The sequence below is a fragment of the Variovorax sp. PBL-E5 genome (assembly GCF_901827185.1).
Lineage (GTDB): Bacteria > Pseudomonadota > Gammaproteobacteria > Burkholderiales > Burkholderiaceae_C > Variovorax.
The window spans coordinates 5,624,277-5,640,683 of sequence record NZ_LR594671.1; the positions used below are offsets into that span (position 1 = coordinate 5,624,277).

14 protein-coding genes are annotated in these 16,407 nt (G+C 66.2%); 7 read left to right on the forward strand and 7 right to left on the reverse strand.

Features of this window, described 5'->3' with window-relative positions; genetic code table 11:
* Genes WDLP6_RS27275 through WDLP6_RS27290 form a run of 4 tightly spaced genes read right to left on the reverse strand, consistent with a single transcriptional unit; the run spans position 1 to position 4,389 of the window.
* A complete protein-coding gene (locus WDLP6_RS27275) occupies positions 1-1,560 on the reverse strand; it encodes a polyamine aminopropyltransferase (protein WP_443083467.1) in 1,560 nt (519 codons plus the stop codon).
* Positions 1,561-1,586: 26 nt separating this feature from the next.
* A complete protein-coding gene (locus tag WDLP6_RS27280; protein ID WP_162570253.1) occupies positions 1,587-1,805 on the reverse strand; it encodes a DUF350 domain-containing protein in 219 nt (72 codons plus the stop codon).
* Positions 1,806-1,830: 25 nt separating this feature from the next.
* Entirely contained in the window at positions 1,831-3,318 is a 1,488-nt protein-coding gene (locus WDLP6_RS27285) for a DUF4178 domain-containing protein (protein WP_162594886.1), read from the reverse strand.
* A gap of 15 nt (positions 3,319-3,333) precedes the next feature.
* Entirely contained in the window at positions 3,334-4,389 is a 1,056-nt protein-coding gene (locus tag WDLP6_RS27290; RefSeq protein WP_162594887.1) for an SPFH domain-containing protein, read from the reverse strand.
* Positions 4,390-4,553: 164 nt separating this feature from the next.
* Between WDLP6_RS27290 and WDLP6_RS27295 the strand changes: the two genes are divergently transcribed.
* The 4 genes from WDLP6_RS27295 to WDLP6_RS27310 all read left to right on the forward strand — a co-directional run bounded on the left by WDLP6_RS27295 (position 4,554) and on the right by WDLP6_RS27310 (position 8,171).
* On the forward strand, positions 4,554-6,893 hold the full coding sequence (locus WDLP6_RS27295) for an NADP-dependent malic enzyme (protein WP_162594888.1): 2,340 nt from the start codon (positions 4,554-4,556) through the stop codon (positions 6,891-6,893).
* A 182-nt stretch (positions 6,894-7,075) separates the two neighbouring features.
* A complete protein-coding gene (locus WDLP6_RS27300; RefSeq protein WP_162594889.1) occupies positions 7,076-7,492 on the forward strand; it encodes a ribonuclease domain-containing protein in 417 nt (138 codons plus the stop codon).
* Positions 7,489-7,971 carry a barstar family protein gene (locus WDLP6_RS27305; RefSeq protein ID WP_443083438.1) on the forward strand — a complete coding sequence of 161 codons (483 nt, stop codon included), beginning with the start codon at positions 7,489-7,491 and terminating at the stop codon, positions 7,969-7,971. The genes WDLP6_RS27300 and WDLP6_RS27305 overlap by 4 nt, the downstream gene beginning before the upstream one ends.
* Positions 7,950-8,171: a hypothetical protein gene (locus WDLP6_RS27310; protein WP_162565135.1), complete on the forward strand. Its 222-nt coding sequence runs from the start codon at positions 7,950-7,952 to the stop codon at positions 8,169-8,171. Before WDLP6_RS27305 ends, WDLP6_RS27310 begins: the two co-directional genes overlap by 22 nt.
* A gap of 132 nt (positions 8,172-8,303) precedes the next feature.
* Here WDLP6_RS27310 and rsmA read toward each other — a convergent pair whose 3' ends face one another.
* Genes rsmA through WDLP6_RS27325 form a run of 3 tightly spaced genes read right to left on the reverse strand, consistent with a single transcriptional unit; the run spans position 8,304 to position 13,061 of the window.
* The gene (gene rsmA, locus WDLP6_RS27315) at positions 8,304-9,077 is read right to left on the reverse strand and encodes a 16S rRNA (adenine(1518)-N(6)/adenine(1519)-N(6))-dimethyltransferase RsmA (protein WP_162594890.1); all 774 of its coding nucleotides are present in this window, start codon (positions 9,075-9,077) and stop codon (positions 8,304-8,306) included.
* A gap of 13 nt (positions 9,078-9,090) precedes the next feature.
* Entirely contained in the window at positions 9,091-10,506 is a 1,416-nt protein-coding gene (locus tag WDLP6_RS27320; protein WP_162594891.1) for a peptidylprolyl isomerase, read from the reverse strand.
* A gap of 8 nt (positions 10,507-10,514) precedes the next feature.
* Entirely contained in the window at positions 10,515-13,061 is a 2,547-nt protein-coding gene (locus WDLP6_RS27325) for an LPS-assembly protein LptD (protein WP_162594892.1), read from the reverse strand.
* Between the two features lie 95 nt (positions 13,062-13,156).
* On the opposite strand from WDLP6_RS27325, the gene WDLP6_RS27330 reads away from it, so the two are divergent.
* Genes WDLP6_RS27330 through WDLP6_RS27340 form a run of 3 tightly spaced genes read left to right on the forward strand, consistent with a single transcriptional unit; the run spans position 13,157 to position 16,396 of the window.
* Positions 13,157-14,263 (forward strand): aminoglycoside phosphotransferase family protein, encoded by a 1,107-nt coding sequence (locus tag WDLP6_RS27330; RefSeq protein WP_162594893.1) that lies wholly within the window; start codon positions 13,157-13,159, stop codon positions 14,261-14,263.
* Positions 14,260-14,991: a 16S rRNA (uracil(1498)-N(3))-methyltransferase gene (locus WDLP6_RS27335; RefSeq protein ID WP_162594894.1), complete on the forward strand. Its 732-nt coding sequence runs from the start codon at positions 14,260-14,262 to the stop codon at positions 14,989-14,991. Before WDLP6_RS27330 ends, WDLP6_RS27335 begins: the two co-directional genes overlap by 4 nt.
* 49 nt (positions 14,992-15,040) lie before the next feature.
* On the forward strand, positions 15,041-16,396 hold the full coding sequence (locus WDLP6_RS27340; protein ID WP_162594895.1) for a M20/M25/M40 family metallo-hydrolase: 1,356 nt from the start codon (positions 15,041-15,043) through the stop codon (positions 16,394-16,396).
* The last annotated feature ends 11 nt before the right edge of the window (positions 16,397-16,407 follow it).

Genomic DNA, 16,407 nt, shown 5'->3' on the forward strand with positions numbered 1-16,407 from the left:
TCAATGCGCAGCAACTTTGCCCCATTCCTGTTCGTAGGCGGTGACCAGGATCTGGTTCGACAGGCGGTTCACTTCCGTCGGTACGCGCGCCATGTCGCGCGGAAAGTCGAACAGGAGGGGCAGCGTATCGACCGACAGAAAACGCAGGCCCGGCGGCAGCGCATCAGGCAGCCGATAAGGCCTGCGGCTCGCGATGATGTAGCCCCATTCACCGAAGCTCGGCACATGGGCGTGATAGGGCGTTGCGAGCAGCCCCACCGATTCGATCGTCGTGGCCACGGTCCAGAAACTCTTGCGCGCCACCAGCGGCGAGGTGGTCTGGATCACCGCGTAGCCACTCGCGGCCAGTCGTTTTTCGAGCAGCGCGTAGAACGAGCTGGTGTAGAGCTTGCCGATCGCGAAGTTGGTCGGATCGGGGAAGTCGACCACGATGACGTCGAAGATGTCGCCCGGCTGCTGCAGCCACTGGAAGGCATCGGTGTTGACGATGTGCACCTTGGGCGATTTCAGCGAACCGCCGTTCAGCGCCGCAAGCGTTTCGTGCTCGGTGAAGAGCCGGGTCATGTTGGGATCGAGTTCGACCAGCGTGACGCTGTCGACGGAAGGGTACTTGAGGATCTCGCGCACCGCCATGCCATCGCCGCCGCCGAGCACTGCGATCTTCTTCGGTGCGCCGTGCGCGGCCATCACCGGATGCACCAGCGCCTCGTGGTAGCGGTACTCGTCGCGCTCGGCGAACTGGAGGTTGCCGTTGAGGAACAGGCGATGCCCGGCTGCATGCCCGCGCGTCACCACGATGCGCTGGTAGGGCGAGGTCGCGCTGAACACGATCGGGTCCTGGTAGAACTTGTCCTCGGCCAGGCTGGTGATGCGGTTCGCGAACACGAAGGCGCAGGCCAGCGCGCCGAGGGTCAGCGCACATGCCACGCCGTGCGCGCCCACGCGGCGCAGTCCATGGCGGAACATCCACAGCGCCCACAGCGCAACGGCCGCGTTCATGAGCCCGAAGAGCAGGCCGGTGCGGATCATGCCGAGTTGCGGCACCAGCAGCAGCGGAAATGCGATCGATACCGCGAGTGCGCCGAGGTAGTCGAAGGTCAGCACCTGCGACACCAGATCCTTGAGCTGCACGTTGCGACGCAGGATGCGCATCACCAGCGGGATCTCCAGCCCCACCAGCACGCCGACCGCCAGCACGAGGCCGTAGAGCAGCAAACGGAACGCGCCCGGAATGTATGCACTGGCCAGGAACAGCAGCGCCGGCAGCCCGCCGCCGACCAGCGCGACCATCAACTCGATGCGCAGGAAATGCGCGGGCAGCTGGCGCTCGAGATAGCGCGAAAGCCAGGAGCCCACGCCCATCGCGAACAGATAGGTGCCGATGACGGTGCTGAACTGCAGCACCGAATCGCCGAGCAGGTACGAACTCAGCGCCGCGGCGGTCAGCTCGTAGACCAAGCCGCAGGCCGCGACCACGAACACGCTCGCGAGCAGCGCGATCTCGACGGCGCTGGGCGAGCGCCCGCGCGGCATCGGCGCGGCCTGCGCCTGCGTGTTCATCTCGGGCACATCGGCCGCAGGGCGGCTCAATGGATTGCGGCGGCAACGATGATCGAGATGCCCAGGCTCATCGCGGCGACCACGAGGCCGAGCGCGACGTTCTGCTTCTCGACGATCTCGCCCCAGAGGTCATAGGGCGTGATCTTGTCGATGATCAGGAAGCACAGCCAGAAAATCACCACGCCGATGAGCGCGTAGACGAGTGATCCGAGGACCAGGCCTGGCTTCAACGATTCGAATCCCATGATGAGGACCTCCGGTAAAAAGACATTACTTATGGCCGCCGCCACTCGAGTAGCCGCCGTACGACCCGCCCGAGCTGCGATAGCCGCTGCCAGCACCCGATGAACTGCTGCAGGTGCTGAGGATGATCAGCAGGACCAGGATCACCACGATGATCAGGATGATGGTGCCGCAACCCATCTTCGACGCCGAGCTCAGCGGCGTGGCATCGCTGCGCTTGAACATCTCCTTCTTGCCGTCGAGCTTGAAGGCCGCCGCGACCGCGGCGCTGTCGATCTTGCTGCCGCTCGACCAGGTCAGCTCGTTGGCGGAACGCTCCATCGACAGCAGCGCGGCGCCGTTGGCGAAGTCGCGGTTGAAGGTCTTCTGGCCACGCTGGACCTGCCAGTAGAACTCGCCGGCGACGTAGGAGGTCTCGGCGTTGTAGGCGTACTGCTGCTGATAGCGCGTGCCGAGGTAGCTCGCACTGCTGCCGTTCTCGGTCATGGTCGGCGCGCCGGTGGTGGGCTTGACCACGCTCCAGCCGTCCTCCGCATCGACCAGGAAGGTGAAGCCGCGCTTCTGGTTGTAGAGCAGGTATTCGTCCCAGCCGAACTGCTCGTCGTCGCCGGGCGCGGCGCCCATGCGGTGCTGGAAGCCGACCGCCTGCCACTGCACACCCTGCAGCTGGCCCATGCTGCCGAGCGCGATCAGCGGGCGCACCGGCTCGTCCTGCGTCGCGTGCCGCAGTTCGCCGCCGATGCCTTGCGAGAGATCGATGATGCTGTGGCACGAACCGCAGGTGATGCTCTTGCTGTCGGCGAGGTTGACGGTGACCGGCGCGCCGCAGTTCGGGCAGTTGAAGCTGCGGCCTTTCTCGTCCTTGGCCGAGTCGTCGCGCAGGCCGGTGAGCTGCAGGTCTTCGAGTTGTACCGCGCGCCCGAGGTACGCGCCCGGCGGATCGGCGTCGTAGTCGAGGGTGAGGACCAGTCCCTTGTCGTTGCGCAGCTCGACCACCGGGAACGGCCGGCCGAGCGCGGGCAGCCGCGGCAGTTCTCCCTGCGCCGAGACGAGCGCCACCTGCTCGTTCGATGCGACGGTGTAATTCTGGCCGTTGAACGCGGCGGTGGCGCCGACGCGCAGATCGGCAGCCGGCGGCGCGGCGCGCTGCAGGTCGAAGGGCAGGGCGAAGACGAAGGCGCCGTTGTCCTCGCTCAGGATGCCGGTGCGGTCGCCGTCGAGTGCGGCGATCCACTCGGTCCAGCGGCCGCCCTCGTAGCTGTACTGCAGGCGTCCGACCAGCGTGAAGGGCTTGTCCTGGATGCGGCCCGCCGCGAACAGCTGCAGCGGGCTGAAGTCGTCGAACAACTCCGCCATCTTGCCGGTGCGCGCGAGCGTGTCGCCCTGGCGCACCACGGTGCTCTGGCAATAGGGGCAGACGGCATAGGCCGACTGCGCCGAGCGGAATTCGACCGGCGCGCCGCAGCCAGGGCAGGGTGCGCGGTAGTAGCGCTGGCTGCCGCTCTCTTCAGCCATGACAGGCTGGAGCGCTCACACCAGTTTTTTCAGCAGATCCGCCTTCTTGGCGTCGAACTCTTCCTGCGTGAGGATGCCCTTGGTCTTGAGCTCGCCGAGCTTCTCGAGCGTGGTCATCACGTCGGCCGGATCGACCACCGCGACGGCGGGCTGCTGCGTGGGCGCCACTGCCGCAGCAGCGGGATTCGCGTTGGGGTTGAGCCCCTGCGACAGGTTCTGCGCCAGCACCTGCCCGAGCGCAACGCCCGCGCCCAGGCCCATCGCATCGCCGGCGATGCCGCCGCCGCTGCCGGCGTTCTCGGCGAACTTGGGGATCGCCTGCGCGGTCTGGTACTGCATGAACTTGCCCATGTCGTTGCCGACCATGCCCATGCCGATCTTCTGATCGAGGATCTTCTGCAGCTCTTCGGGCAGCGAGACGTTCTGTACCGTGATGTTCTCGAGCTTGATGCCGATCTTGTTGAACTCGGGCACCAGCTGCGCCGCCAGCGCCTGCGCGAACTGGATCTGGTTGGCCGCGAGGTCGAGGAAGGGCACGCCGCTGGAGGCGATCGCGTTGCTGATGTTCTGCAACACCAAGCCGCGCAGCTGGCCATCGAGATCGGCCACCGTGTAGACATCGCGCGTGCCCGAGATCTCGGTGTGGAACTGCTTGGCGTCGCCGACGCGGAAGCTGTAGTTGCCGAAGGCGCGCAGCCGGACGGCGCCGAAGTCCTTGTCTCGGATCGTGATCGGCTGCGGCGTGCCCCACTTCTGGTCGACCTGCTGGCGCGTGCTGAAGAAGTAGACGTCGCTCTTGAACGGGGACTCGAAGAGCTTGTCCCAGTTCTTGAGGTAGGTGAGCACGGGCAGCGTCTGCGTCGTGAGCTTGTACATGCCGGGGCCGAACACGTCGGCCACCTTGCCCTCGTTGACGAAGATCGCAACCTGCGATTCGCGCACCGTGAGCGAGCCGCCGTTCTGGATTTCCATGTCCGCCATCGGGAAGCGCCAGGCCAGCGTGCCGTCGCCGGTCTCGGTCCACTGGATGATGTCGATGAACTGTTTCTTGATGAAATCCATCAGCGCCATGGTCACTCCTCGGAAGCGGTTTTGCGAGCTGGGCATATTGCCACATCGACCTGGAAGCCCTGACGTTTTTCCATGGGTTGCGCCTGTGCCATGTGGCCTATGCCATCGACAGCGAGGTCTACAATCGGCGCCCCCTATAAGAAGCGTTGCAAGGAGCACGGCCCATGTCCGATCTGACCCCCCCGGTTCCCACGCCCGAAGACAAGCGCACGGAGCTCCGTCGGGCAGCCCTCAGGTACCACGAATTTCCGGTGCCGGGCAAGATCGCCATCGCGGCGACCAAGCAGATGATCAACCAGCGCGACCTGGCGCTGGCCTATTCGCCCGGCGTGGCCGCGCCCTGCGAGGAGATCGTCAAGGATCCGGTGAACGCCTTCAAGTACACCGCGCGCGGCAACCTGGTGGCGGTCATCACCAATGGCACGGCGGTGCTCGGCCTCGGCGACATCGGGCCGCTGGCCTCCAAGCCGGTGATGGAAGGCAAGGGCGTGCTGTTCAAGAAGTTCGCCGGCGTGGACGTGTTCGACATCGAGATCGACGAGAAGGATCCGGCCCGGCTGGTCGACGTGATCGCCGCGCTCGAACCCACCTTCGGCGCCATCAACCTCGAGGACATCAAGGCACCCGATTGCTTCTACGTCGAGCGCGAGCTGCGCAAGCGCATGAAGATCCCGGTGTTCCATGACGACCAGCACGGCACGGCAATCACGGTGGCCGCCGCGATGCTCAACGGCCTGAAGGTGGTCGGCAAGGACATCGCGCAAGTCAAGCTCGTGACCTCGGGCGCCGGCGCCGCGGCGCTGGCCTGCCTGAACCTGCTTCTCAAGGTCGGCCTGAAGCGCGAGAACGTGTTCGTGACCGATCTGGCCGGCGTCGTCTACGAAGGCCGCACGGAGCTGATGGACGACGACAAGCGCCAGTACATGCAGCGCACCGAGGCGCGGTCGCTGTCCGACGTGATCGACGGTGCCGACGTGTTCCTGGGCCTGTCCGCCGGCGGCGTGCTCAAGCCCGCGATGGTGGCGAAGATGGCGGCCAGGCCGGTGATCTTCGCGCTCGCCAATCCCAATCCCGAGATCTCGCCGGAAGACGCGCATGCGGTGCGCGACGACGTCGTCATGGCCACCGGCCGCACGGACTATCCGAACCAGGTCAACAACGTCCTGTGCTTCCCCTACATCTTCCGCGGGGCGCTGGATTGCGGCGCCACCACGATCACCGACGAGATGGAAGTCGCCGCGGTGCATGCCATCGCCGAGCTCGCACAGGCCGAGCAGAGCGAGCGCGTGGCGGCGGCCTATGTGGGCGAGAAGCTCAGCTTCGGCGCCGAGTACCTGATTCCGAAGCCCTTCGATCCGCGTCTCATGATGAAGATCGCGCCGGCGGTCGCCCAGGCCGCCGCCGATTCGGGCGTCGCGCTGCGGCCGATCGCCGACCTCGACGCCTATCGCGACAAGCTGCAGAGCTTCGTCTATGCCTCGGGCACCACGATGAAGCCGATCTTCGACGCCGCCAAGCGTGCGCCGAAGAAGCGGGTCGCGTTCAGCGAAGGCGAGGAAGAGCGCGTGCTGCGCGCCGTACAGATCGTGGTCGACGAAGGCCTCGCCCGCCCGACCCTGATCGGGCGGCCGGCCATCATCGCGCAGCGCGTCGAGAAGTTCGGCCTCAGGCTGAAGGAAGAACTCGACTACGACGTCGTCAACGTCGAGCACGACCATCGCTACCGCGACTTCTGGCAGACCTACCACCGGATGACCGAGCGCAAGGGCATCACGGTGCAGATGGCCAAGATCGAGATGCGCCGCCGGCTCACGCTGATCGGTTCCATGTTGCTCCACAAGGGCGACGTGGACGGGCTGATCTGCGGCACCTGGGGCACGACGAGCCTGCACCTGCACTACATCGACCAGGTGATCGGCAAGCGCGTCGGCGGCTGCCCGAGCACGCCGCAGGATCTGCCGATCTATGCCTGCATGAACGGCCTGCTGTTGCCTGATCGGCAGGTGTTCCTCGTCGACACGCACGTCAACTACGATCCGACGGCCGAAGAACTCACCGAGATCACGACCATGGCGGCCGAGGAGATGATGCGCTTCGGCATCAAACCCAAGGCGGCGCTGCTCTCGCACTCCAATTTCGGCAACAGCAACCAGCCGAGCGCCATCAAGATGCGGCGGACCCTGGAACTGCTGCGCGTGCAGGCGCCGTGGCTGGAGGTGGACGGCGAGATGCACGGCGACGTGGCGCTCGACGGCAAGCAACGCGCCGCCGTGATGCCGCACAGCGCGCTGGCCGGCGATGCCAATCTGCTGGTCTTCCCGAACATCGACGCCGCCAATATTTCCTACAACCTCCTCAAGACGGCAGCGGGCGGCAACATCGCGATCGGGCCGGTTCTGCTCGGCGCGGCCAAACCTGTGCATATTCTCACCGCCAGCACGACCGTCCGCCGGATCGTGAACATGACCGCACTCACGGTCGCCGATGCAAACGCGGAGAGGTAGGCGAAAGAGCGACAGCGGCCGCTAACTTCGAAAGCGCAGCTACGGCCCCTCTGCCTGCTCAATCTTTGAGCAGGCGCTTGCTATTTGCGCGCCGCTGGTGCACACTCCGGGCTTGAATTTGCGGGTTAACCCCAGGGTTGATTCGCTGGTTCGGCTCTCGCTCCCCTTCCTTCTGGTGCCCCATGGCGGCTTACGCCTCGATCACGTCCCCTGTCTCCAAGTTTGCGCTCACTAGCTTGATGCTGGTTGCGCTGATGACCGGAGTCCAGGCGCGTGAAAGAGTCGGTGCCAATGCCGGCGGACACCCGGCACTGGAATCGATTGCGCTGGCCGAATTGCCGGTACAAGGCCAGCGTACTTATGAGGCCATATTGAATGGTGGCCCCTTCAGGCACGAAAAGGACGGTGTGGTGTTCGGCAATCGCGAACGCCTGCTGCCGCAGGAGCGGCGAGGCCATTACCGAGAGTACACGGTCGATACGCCGGGCTCGCGCGATCGTGGCGCGAGGCGCATCGTCTGCGGGGGTGAGCGCACCGCGCCAACGGCGTGCTGGTTCACCGCGGATCATTATGCGAGCTTCAGACGGATCGTCCCATGAGTAATGAACTGGATTGGAGCGGCGCCCCAAGGCGTCCTGAAGAAATGATGACGACAACCATGGAAAAACCAGCGGAGATGACCTTATCCCTTCGTGCCGTGCGACCCAACATCGTGCAATCCATTCGCGCCTTCCGCGTGAATGATCTGCAGGAAGCGGCGCATGCGGCAGGGCAGCACTTTCTCTATGCGAACCTGGGCAATGCCCAGACCAAGCAGGACGTGCTCGACCTGATCGCGCAGCAATTCACCTTCCCGCAGCACTTCGGGAAGAACTTCGACGCGCTGTACGACTGCATGACGGACCCGCTGCACAAGTCCGGCCCGCAACCGGGTTTCGTGATCGTGCTCGAACAGATCCCGGCCAACGCCAAGTTCGACAAGGAAGCGCGCGAGCAACTGCTCGACATCTTTCGCGACGCCTCCGACTATTGGGGAGACCGGAAGATACCGTTCAGGTGCTTCTATTCTTTTCTGTAGCCCGTTCTGCACACACCAGCCAAGCAGAACGGGCGAACGAGGCTCAGCAGTCCGGTGCCGCACCGGTTTCCGGCATCGAACTTTCCACCAACGACCCCGCCGCCGAGAAGATGCCGACCGACAAGCTCGTCGATGTCTCGCCTCTGGCATTGCGCATGAGCAGCCCGTTCAACGCGGGATACTGGCTCGCCGCAGCGTAGTGTTGCTCGCCCCCAGGCTGCGCGCACTTCGTGTCGCTTCGCCTTCCCCCTGCTGGGGGCGGCACCGGTCGACCGGCTGAGCCGGATCGGCGGTGCCCCTGGAACTAAAAAGCCCCGCGATGCGGGGCTTTTTTATGCGGTGACGGTCTGTGCCAAGGCTACGTATTCGGCCACGGGCACTTCCTCAGCGCGCCGCTGCGTGTCGAAGCTGCCGGCGAAGTCATGCGTATCCAGCCACTTGCCCAGCGTATGCCGCAGCAGCTTGCGGCGTTGGCTGAAGGCCACCTGGACGATCTCGCCGAGTCGCGCCGCATCGAGCTGCGGCGGATCGGCGAGCGGCACCATGCGGATCACCGCGCTGTCGACGCGCGGCGGCGGCTCGAAGCTTTCTGGCGGGACGAACAGCACGTTCTCCATCGCGTAGCGCCATTGCAGCATCACGCTCAGACGGCTGTAGTCCGATGTGGCCGGCCGGGCCACCATGCGGTCGATGACCTCCTTTTGCAGCATGAAGTGCTGGTCGGCGATCAGACGGGCGAACCCCAGAAGGTGGAACAGGATCGGCGTCGAGATGTTGTAGGGAAGATTGCCCACCACCCGCAGCTTCGTTCCTTGGCTGCCGTCTGTTGCAGCGGCCAATGCCGCGAAGTCGACCTTCAGCACGTCGGATTCGATCACCTCGAGCTGACCGTGGGCCCGCAGACGCTGCGCCAGATCGCGGTCCAGTTCGATCACCGTAAGCCGGCCCAGGCGCTCCACCAGCGGCTGCGTGAGCGCGGCCAAGCCCGGGCCGATCTCGACCATGGCATCGCCCGGCTGCGGCGCGATCGCGCGCACGATCGCATCGATGATGCCGGCGTCGGTCAGGAAATGCTGGCCGAAGCGCTTGCGCGCGATGTGTTTCACGCCGGCGGACGCATCAGGATTGCGGCGGGTCGCGGTATTCGACGTAGGCCCGCGCGCGCACTTCCTGCGCCCAGGCCTCGAAGGCTTCGTCGATCTTCTTGTCACGCAGCACCGCGCGGGCGGCCTCGCGCTGCTCGGTCTGGCTGAGCTTCGCTTCGCGCCGCGCCACCACCTGGATCAGGTGCACGCCGAAGCGCGACACCACCGGATCGCTGATCTGGCCGGGCGCCAGGCGGTTCATGGCTTCCTCGAACTCGGGCACGAACTGGCCGGGGCGCGACCAGCCCAGATCGCCGCCTTCCTTGGCGCTGGCATCCTGCGAATTGTCTCGCGCCAGACTGGCGAAGTCGGCGGTGCCCTTCTGCAGCCGCTCCTTGAATTCGGCCAGCTGCGCGACGGCCTGCGCCGTGGTGCGCTTGGGGTCATTGCGCAGCAGGATGTGGCGCACCTCGGTCTGGGTGACGATCGCATCGCTTGCGCCGGGCTGGCTCTTGGCAAGCAGCTTGAGCACATGGAATCCCGCGCCCGAGCGGATCGGCCCCACGATGCCATTGACCGGTGTCGACTGCGTCGCATCCACGAAGAGCGTCGGGTAGCGCTCGGCGCTGCGCATGCCGAGCGCGCCGCCGTTCGCGCGGTCCGGCGAATCGGAGAGCTCCTGCGCGAGCTTGGCAAAGTCTTCGCCGGCGCGGGCACGCTGCGCCACGCTCTGGGCGCGTTGCTGCAAGGTCGCCACCTGTGCATCGCTGGCGTCCTCGGGCACCGCGATCAGCACCTGCGCGATGTTGATGTCCGGCGGCACCGCTGCATTGGTGCCGCTGCGCTGATCACGGATGAACTGGTCGACCTCGACGTCGCTGACCTTGACCTTGGACTCGACTTCGCGCTCGCGCAGCCGTGTCAACAGGAGCTGGTCGCGCAGGTCGTTGCGGAAGGACTTCACCGAGATGCCTTCTTCACCCACGCGGCGCTGCAGCTCGACCATGGAAATCTGGTTCTGTCGCGCGACGGTCTGTTCGGCCTGGTCGATCGCGAGTTCGTCGACCTTGATGCCGACATCCTTCGCCGCCTGAAGCTGCGCGCGCTCCGCGATCAGCCGCTCGAGCACCAGGCGCGTGAGCTCGGGCCGCGGCATGCGCTCGGCCTCGGGATTTTCCTTCAGGATGCGCGTCAGGCGCGTCTGCACTTCGGTGTTGGTGATCGGCTCCGAGTTGACCAGCGCGACGATGTATTCGGCCGAGCGCTGCACCGGCGTGCCGGTCGCCGCAGCAGACGACCGCGGCGCGGTCGAGGGCGGGCCGAGGCGTGGTCCGGCACGCATGATGTCCGTGATGCCCATGCCGGGACGCAATCCCTGGCCCTGCGCAAGGGATGAGGCGGCCAGCGCTGCAAGGCAGACCAGGGTCAGCGGGAAGCGGATGTTGTTCATGGCGGGGCTCAGTCGTAATTGGTGAAGCGGCTCGGCGCGGCGATCGGCGAACGCAAGGGCTGATAACGCTGGATGTTCTGGGTCAGGGTCCGCAAGGGGCTCGAGCCGACGCTCGCGAAACCGACGAACTCGATCTGGAACATCAGGCGCGTACTGGCTGTGATCTGGCCGGTGGTGATGCGTTCCAGCACGATGCGTCCGATCCAGCAACAGCCGTCGTATTCGACGCCGATCACACCGTCGGTGAGCTTGCGATCGAGCATGCTGTAGTTGAGGCGGCCGACCGAATACCAGCGCCCGCCGCCCTGGCCGCGCCCAGGGCCAAGATCCTTGCCCTTGTCGCCCCACAGATCGTTGAGCGGCCATTGCCAGCTGACATCGAATGACTTGTCGCCGTCGACGACCGCCGCCGAGCTGTTGGCCTGGTAGTTGTAGGTCGCCGAGAGGTTGTGGTACTGGCTCGGGTTGTAGCGCGCCGTGATCGCCTGGCGCGACGAGGTGCGGTTGTCCGCGTTGTACTGGACGGTGGTGTCGAGGCTCCACTTCGGCGTCCAGTTGATCTGGGCGCCCAGCAGCAGGTCGCTGGCGCGATCGGTCACCGGCAGCGTCGCCGCCTGCCCGGCAGCGGCCGGCAGCGTGACGCGCTGGTCGCTGAAGCGCAGGCGCTGGGCGATGCCGAAACGCGCGGCCTCGGCGCCGGTGTCGGGGTCGATCAGGCGGGATGTCACGCCCAGCGTGAGCACGTTGGTGTCGGAGATGCGGTCGTTGCCGGAGAACGCGTTCTCCGTGTAGACCGTCGCGAAATTGAAGTCGTTGGCCGCCGAATCGTAGTTCGGCAGGTTGCTCTGGTTGCGATAGGGCGTGTAGACGTAGAAGGCGCGCGGTTCCAGCGTCTGGCGGAAGGCGCGACCGAAGAAGGTCGCGTCGCGCTCGAAGACCATGCCGCTGTCCAGGCTGAAGGTCGGCAGCACGCGGGTTGCCGAGCTGCCCGGCTGAAGGCCAGGGTGTCCGAGCTGCGTCGCTTCCTGCGCGAGCTGCCCGGGCGATTGCGCCTCGAACTGGTAGGCGGTCGCGTTCAACATCACCTTCGGGATGATGAAGGTGCCCGGCGTCAGGAAAGGCCGGCTGACCGAGAGCTGTGCGAATTCGCGATCGCCGTTGGGCTGACCCTGTATCACAGGATCGCCGCGAAAGCGCGAGTAGTCGGTCTTGAGCGAAAGGTCGAGCCCGTGCCAGTCGTACTTGGTGTAGTTGGCGCTGATCTCGGGCAGCTTGTCGTAGGGCGGAACGATCGGCGCCAGGTCGTACTGCAGCGTTTGATAGCTCTGGGCCGAAAAGGCGCCGCTCCAGTCGCCCTTGACCCAGTTGAGCGCGGCATCGTTCGACAGCAGCCGCTGCGTGAGGGACGGCGTGCGGGTGAAGTCGCGCCAGTAGTCGTTGTCGCTCACCCGGTTGATGTTGAGCGTGCCGGTGAGCGAATCCAGGTCGAAGGGCTTGGGATCGAAGGTCTGCTGGTGGTGCGTCCAGATGCCCCAGCGATTGCTGCCGGGCAAGGTGGACGAGGGCGCATTCGCGGTGGTCGCCGTACCGTTCGACAGGTTGTTGTAGTAGGTGCGCAGCGAATCGTTGTAGCGAGACAGCGGCAAGGTGTCGGACGGCATGTAGTCGATGCGCACGTTGCCCTGGTACTTGTCTTCCAGGTAACGGAATTCGCTGCCGATGTTGACGCCGCGCTTGCTCATCAGCTCGGGATAGAAGGTCGCATCGCGATTGGGCGCGATGTTCCAGTAGTACGGCTGCGTGATGTCGATGCCGTTGACGCTGTCGATGCCGATGGTGGGCGGCAGCAGCCCGCTCTTGCGGTCGTTGCTCAGCGGGAAGCTCAGCGACGGAAACGGCGGCGTGCTGATGCCCATGAAACTCAGGCGTGCGTCCGTGGCCACGCCGACGTTCTCTTCGGTGTCGGTGGTGAGGGTGGCCGCGGTCAATAGCCAGGCAGGCATCCAGCCTGGAAAGTCCTCGCGCCGGCAGGTGGTGTAGGTGGCGTGTCGGGCCACCGAGACGTTGCTGTCGACGAAGTCGATCCGATCCGCATCGCCTTCTCCGCCGGTGGCCAGGAAGCGGTAGTGGACCTTGTTGAAGAAGCCTTCGAAAGTTTCGAGCTTGAGCTGGAGCTCGGGCCCTTCGTAGGTATTGCCGGCCTGATTCACATGCACGTTGCCATGGGCCTTGGCGAGATCGTCGGGCTGGTAGTACTCGAGCCGGTCGGCACGGATGACGGTGTCGCCGCGGCGCAGCGACGCGTTGCCCTCGACCGTTGTCTCCAGATCGGGCCGGCCGGAAATACGGTCGCCGTCGACGAAGCTGGGCAGCTCGCCGCGCTGGGTCTGCGGAATGGTTTCGGTGAGCTGCGGCGTCCGCTTGAGGACCAGCGGCGCATCCAGAACGGCGTCCTGCGCCAGCGCGCCATGCGCGTGCAGCAGTGCAAGCGACAGCACGGCCAGCGGCAAGGGCGGGCAGCACCGGCGCCAGGCGGCTCGGGTCAGGTCAGGCATCGATAAGAAACGGATGTCGTCAGGAAGGAACGGGCGCCAGAGGGCCGGGCGCTGAAAGGAAGCCCGCACAGGCGGATTTGTAGAATTGATTATCCATGACAGCCTCCCCGACCCCGGCCAACGGCGCCGCACCTCCTTTCCTTGCGCCGGCGGCGTCGCCGCCGCTCTGGAGCGATCCGGCCCGCGAGCAGGCCTTCGCGCATTGGATTGAGGGCCTTGCCGCACCCCATCGCCTGCTGCCCGGCACGGTGCGCCTGGCATCGGCCGATGCGAGCTTCCGGCGCTATTTCCGCATCGACACGAGCGACGCGGGCACCCGCATCGTGATGGACGCGCCGCCGGCCCAGGAAAACAGCGCGCCCTTCGTCCAGGTCGCGCAGCTGATGGCCCAGGCGGGCGTCACGGCGCCGCAGGTGCTGGCATGGGATTCGGCGCACGGCTTCCTGCTGCTGGACGACCTGGGCCGCGAGACGATGCTCGACGTGATCGATCCGGAAGCCCCCGGTGCCGCGCGACCTCTCTATGCCGAGGCCATCGATGCGCTGATCCGCTGGCAGCTCGCGTCGAAGCCGGACGTCCTGCCGCCCTACGATCGGGCCCTGCTGGAGCGCGAGCTGGCGCTCTTTCCGCAGTGGTACGTCACGCAGCACCGCGGCCTGCGCGTGGAAGGCCGCCTGCAGGAACGGCTGGAGCGCAGCTTCAGGTTGATCGTCGAGAGCAACCTCGCCGCACCGCGCGTGTACGTGCACCGCGACTTCATGCCGCGCAATCTCATGGTGACCGGCGGCGTACTGTCGGGCGTGCTGGATTTCCAGGATGCCGTGTACGGCCCCATCACCTACGACATCGCGAGCCTGATGCGCGATGCCTTTCTCAGCTGGGACGAAGAGTTCGTGCTCGACGTGACGGTGCGCTACTGGGAGCAGGCGCGTCGCGCGGGCTTGCCCGTCGACGAGGACTTCGGCGTCTTCTATCGCGCCGTCGAATGGATGGGCCTGCAACGCCATCTGAAAGTCGCCGGCATCTTCGCGCGCCTCACGCTGCGTGACGGCAAGCCGAAGTACCTGGCCGATACGCCGCGCTTCATCGCCTACATCCGCGCCACCGCCAGCCGCTACCACGAGCTCACGCCGCTCCTGCGCGCGATCGACGAGATCGAAGGCACGCAGGCCGCGAGCGGATTTGCCTACGGGCGGGTGTGACGCCGCGCTTTCATTGCGCCGTGGCGCTCGCCGCCGACAGCGCATTGACGCTGCCGCCCGGCGCCGCGCGCCACGTGCAGGTGCTTCGAATGCAGCCCGGCGATGCACTGACGCTCTTCGACGGCGCAGGCGGTGAATATGCGGCGACGGTCGAGCGCATGGGACGCAGCGAGGTGGCCGTGCGGGTCGGTGCCCACAGCGCGGTCGAACGCGAGACACCGCGCGCTGTGCACCTGGCGGTCGGCATGCCGGCCAACGAGCGCATGGACTGGCTGGTCGAGAAGGCCACCGAACTGGGCGCCGCCAGCATCCAGCCGCTGATGACCGCGCACGGCGTGCTGCGCCTCGCAGGCGAGCGCGCGGAGAAGAAGCGCGTGCACTGGGAAGCGATCGCCATTGCCGCCTGCGAGCAGTGCGGACGCAACCGCGTGCCGCACATCCACCCGGTGCGGACCTTGGCCAGCTGGATCGACATGCCGCCGGCCGATGCCGAACGCTTCGTGCTGAGCCTGGCCGATGGCGCGCACAGCCTGGGCGGCATCCACGATGAAGCGCTCGGCATCGCGGGGCGCGGCACGTGCCTGCTCAGCGGCCCCGAAGGCGGGCTCAGCCCCGCCGAAGAGAAGGATGCCCTCGCGCGCGGCTTCGCGCCGCGCACGCTCGGCCCGCGCGTGCTGCGCGCCGAAACCGCGGCGCTGGCGGCACTTGCACTGCTCGCGGGTCAGTGATCAGATGCTTCATCGCGCTTTCATCTGGCCCCGTCACACTGCACCGCGCATGTCCCACCGCCTCGCTTCACCGCGCCTCGCCTGCGTGCTCTTCACGGCGCTCTGCGCAGCGAGTGCCGTTCACGCCCAGGGATCGGCGGTGGCGCCGACGCCCGCGCAGCTCAAGCCCGTGGTCGACCAGACGTACGCGCAACTCCTCGCCGCCCCGGCCATCAAGCAACTGCTCGAGGCGGTCAAGGCCGATCACGCGCGCTCGATCGAAGACCTGCGGATGCTCACTGAGATCGAGGCGCCACCCTTCAAGGAACAGAAGCGCGCTGAGGCCTTTCTCGCGCGCATGAAGGCGGTCGGTCTGACCGACGCCAGGATCGACGCCGAAGGCAACGTCGTCGGCTTGCGCAAGGGCAGCGGCAACGGACCCCGGCTGCTGATCTCGGCGCACCTCGACACCGTCTTTCCCGCCGGCACCGACGTCAAGGTGAAGGAGCGCGACGGCAAGCTCTATGCGCCCGGCATCTCGGACGACACGCGCGGGCTGTCGGTGCTGCTCTCGTGGCTCAAGGTGCTCAACGACAACAAGGTGCAGACGGTGGGCGACCTGCTGGTCGTCGGCGACGTGGGCGAGGAAGAGCTCGGCAATCTGCGCGGCATGAAGGCCATCTTTCGCGACCATCCCGACATCGACGGCATGGTCGGCATCGAGCCGGCGGCCGACGGCACCGTGCTGGTCCTGGGCACCGCGAGCCATCGCTACGAGGTCAGCTTCAAGGGACCCGGAGGCCACAGCTACGGCGCCTTCGGCCAGGTGCCCAGCGCGATCCACGGCATGGGCCGCGCGATCGCCAGGATCGCAGACATCCGCACGCCCAGCTTTCCGAAGACCACCTTCACCGTCGGCACCGTGAGCGGCGGCACCTCGGTCAACACCATCGCGCCCGATGCGCGCATGGCGGTCGACATCCGCTCCGACGAGATGGGCGCGCTGCTGGACACCGAAAAGAAAGTGCTGGCCGCGATCGACGAAGGCGTGGCCGAGGAAAACAAACGCTGGAACGTCAACACGCTCAGCGTCTCCACCAGGCTGATCGGCGACCGCCCGGGCGGTCGCACGCAGGCCGACTCGGTGATCGTCGAGGCCGCCGTCCGCTCGAACAGCGCCTTCGGCCACAAGACGCTGCTGACCGGCGCGAGCACCGATGCCAACGTGCCGATGGCCCTCGGGATCCCGGCCATCATCATCGGCGGCGGCGGCAAGACCGGCGGCTTTCACGCGCTGTCCGAATGGATCGACGTGACAGACGGATGGATGGGCGCGCAGAATGCACTGGCGACCGTGCTCGGCCTGGTCGGCGTCCAGGGCGTGAGCGAACCCTTGCTGCCCAGGCGGGCCGCGCGGCCGAAGTAGTTTTTTCTCGT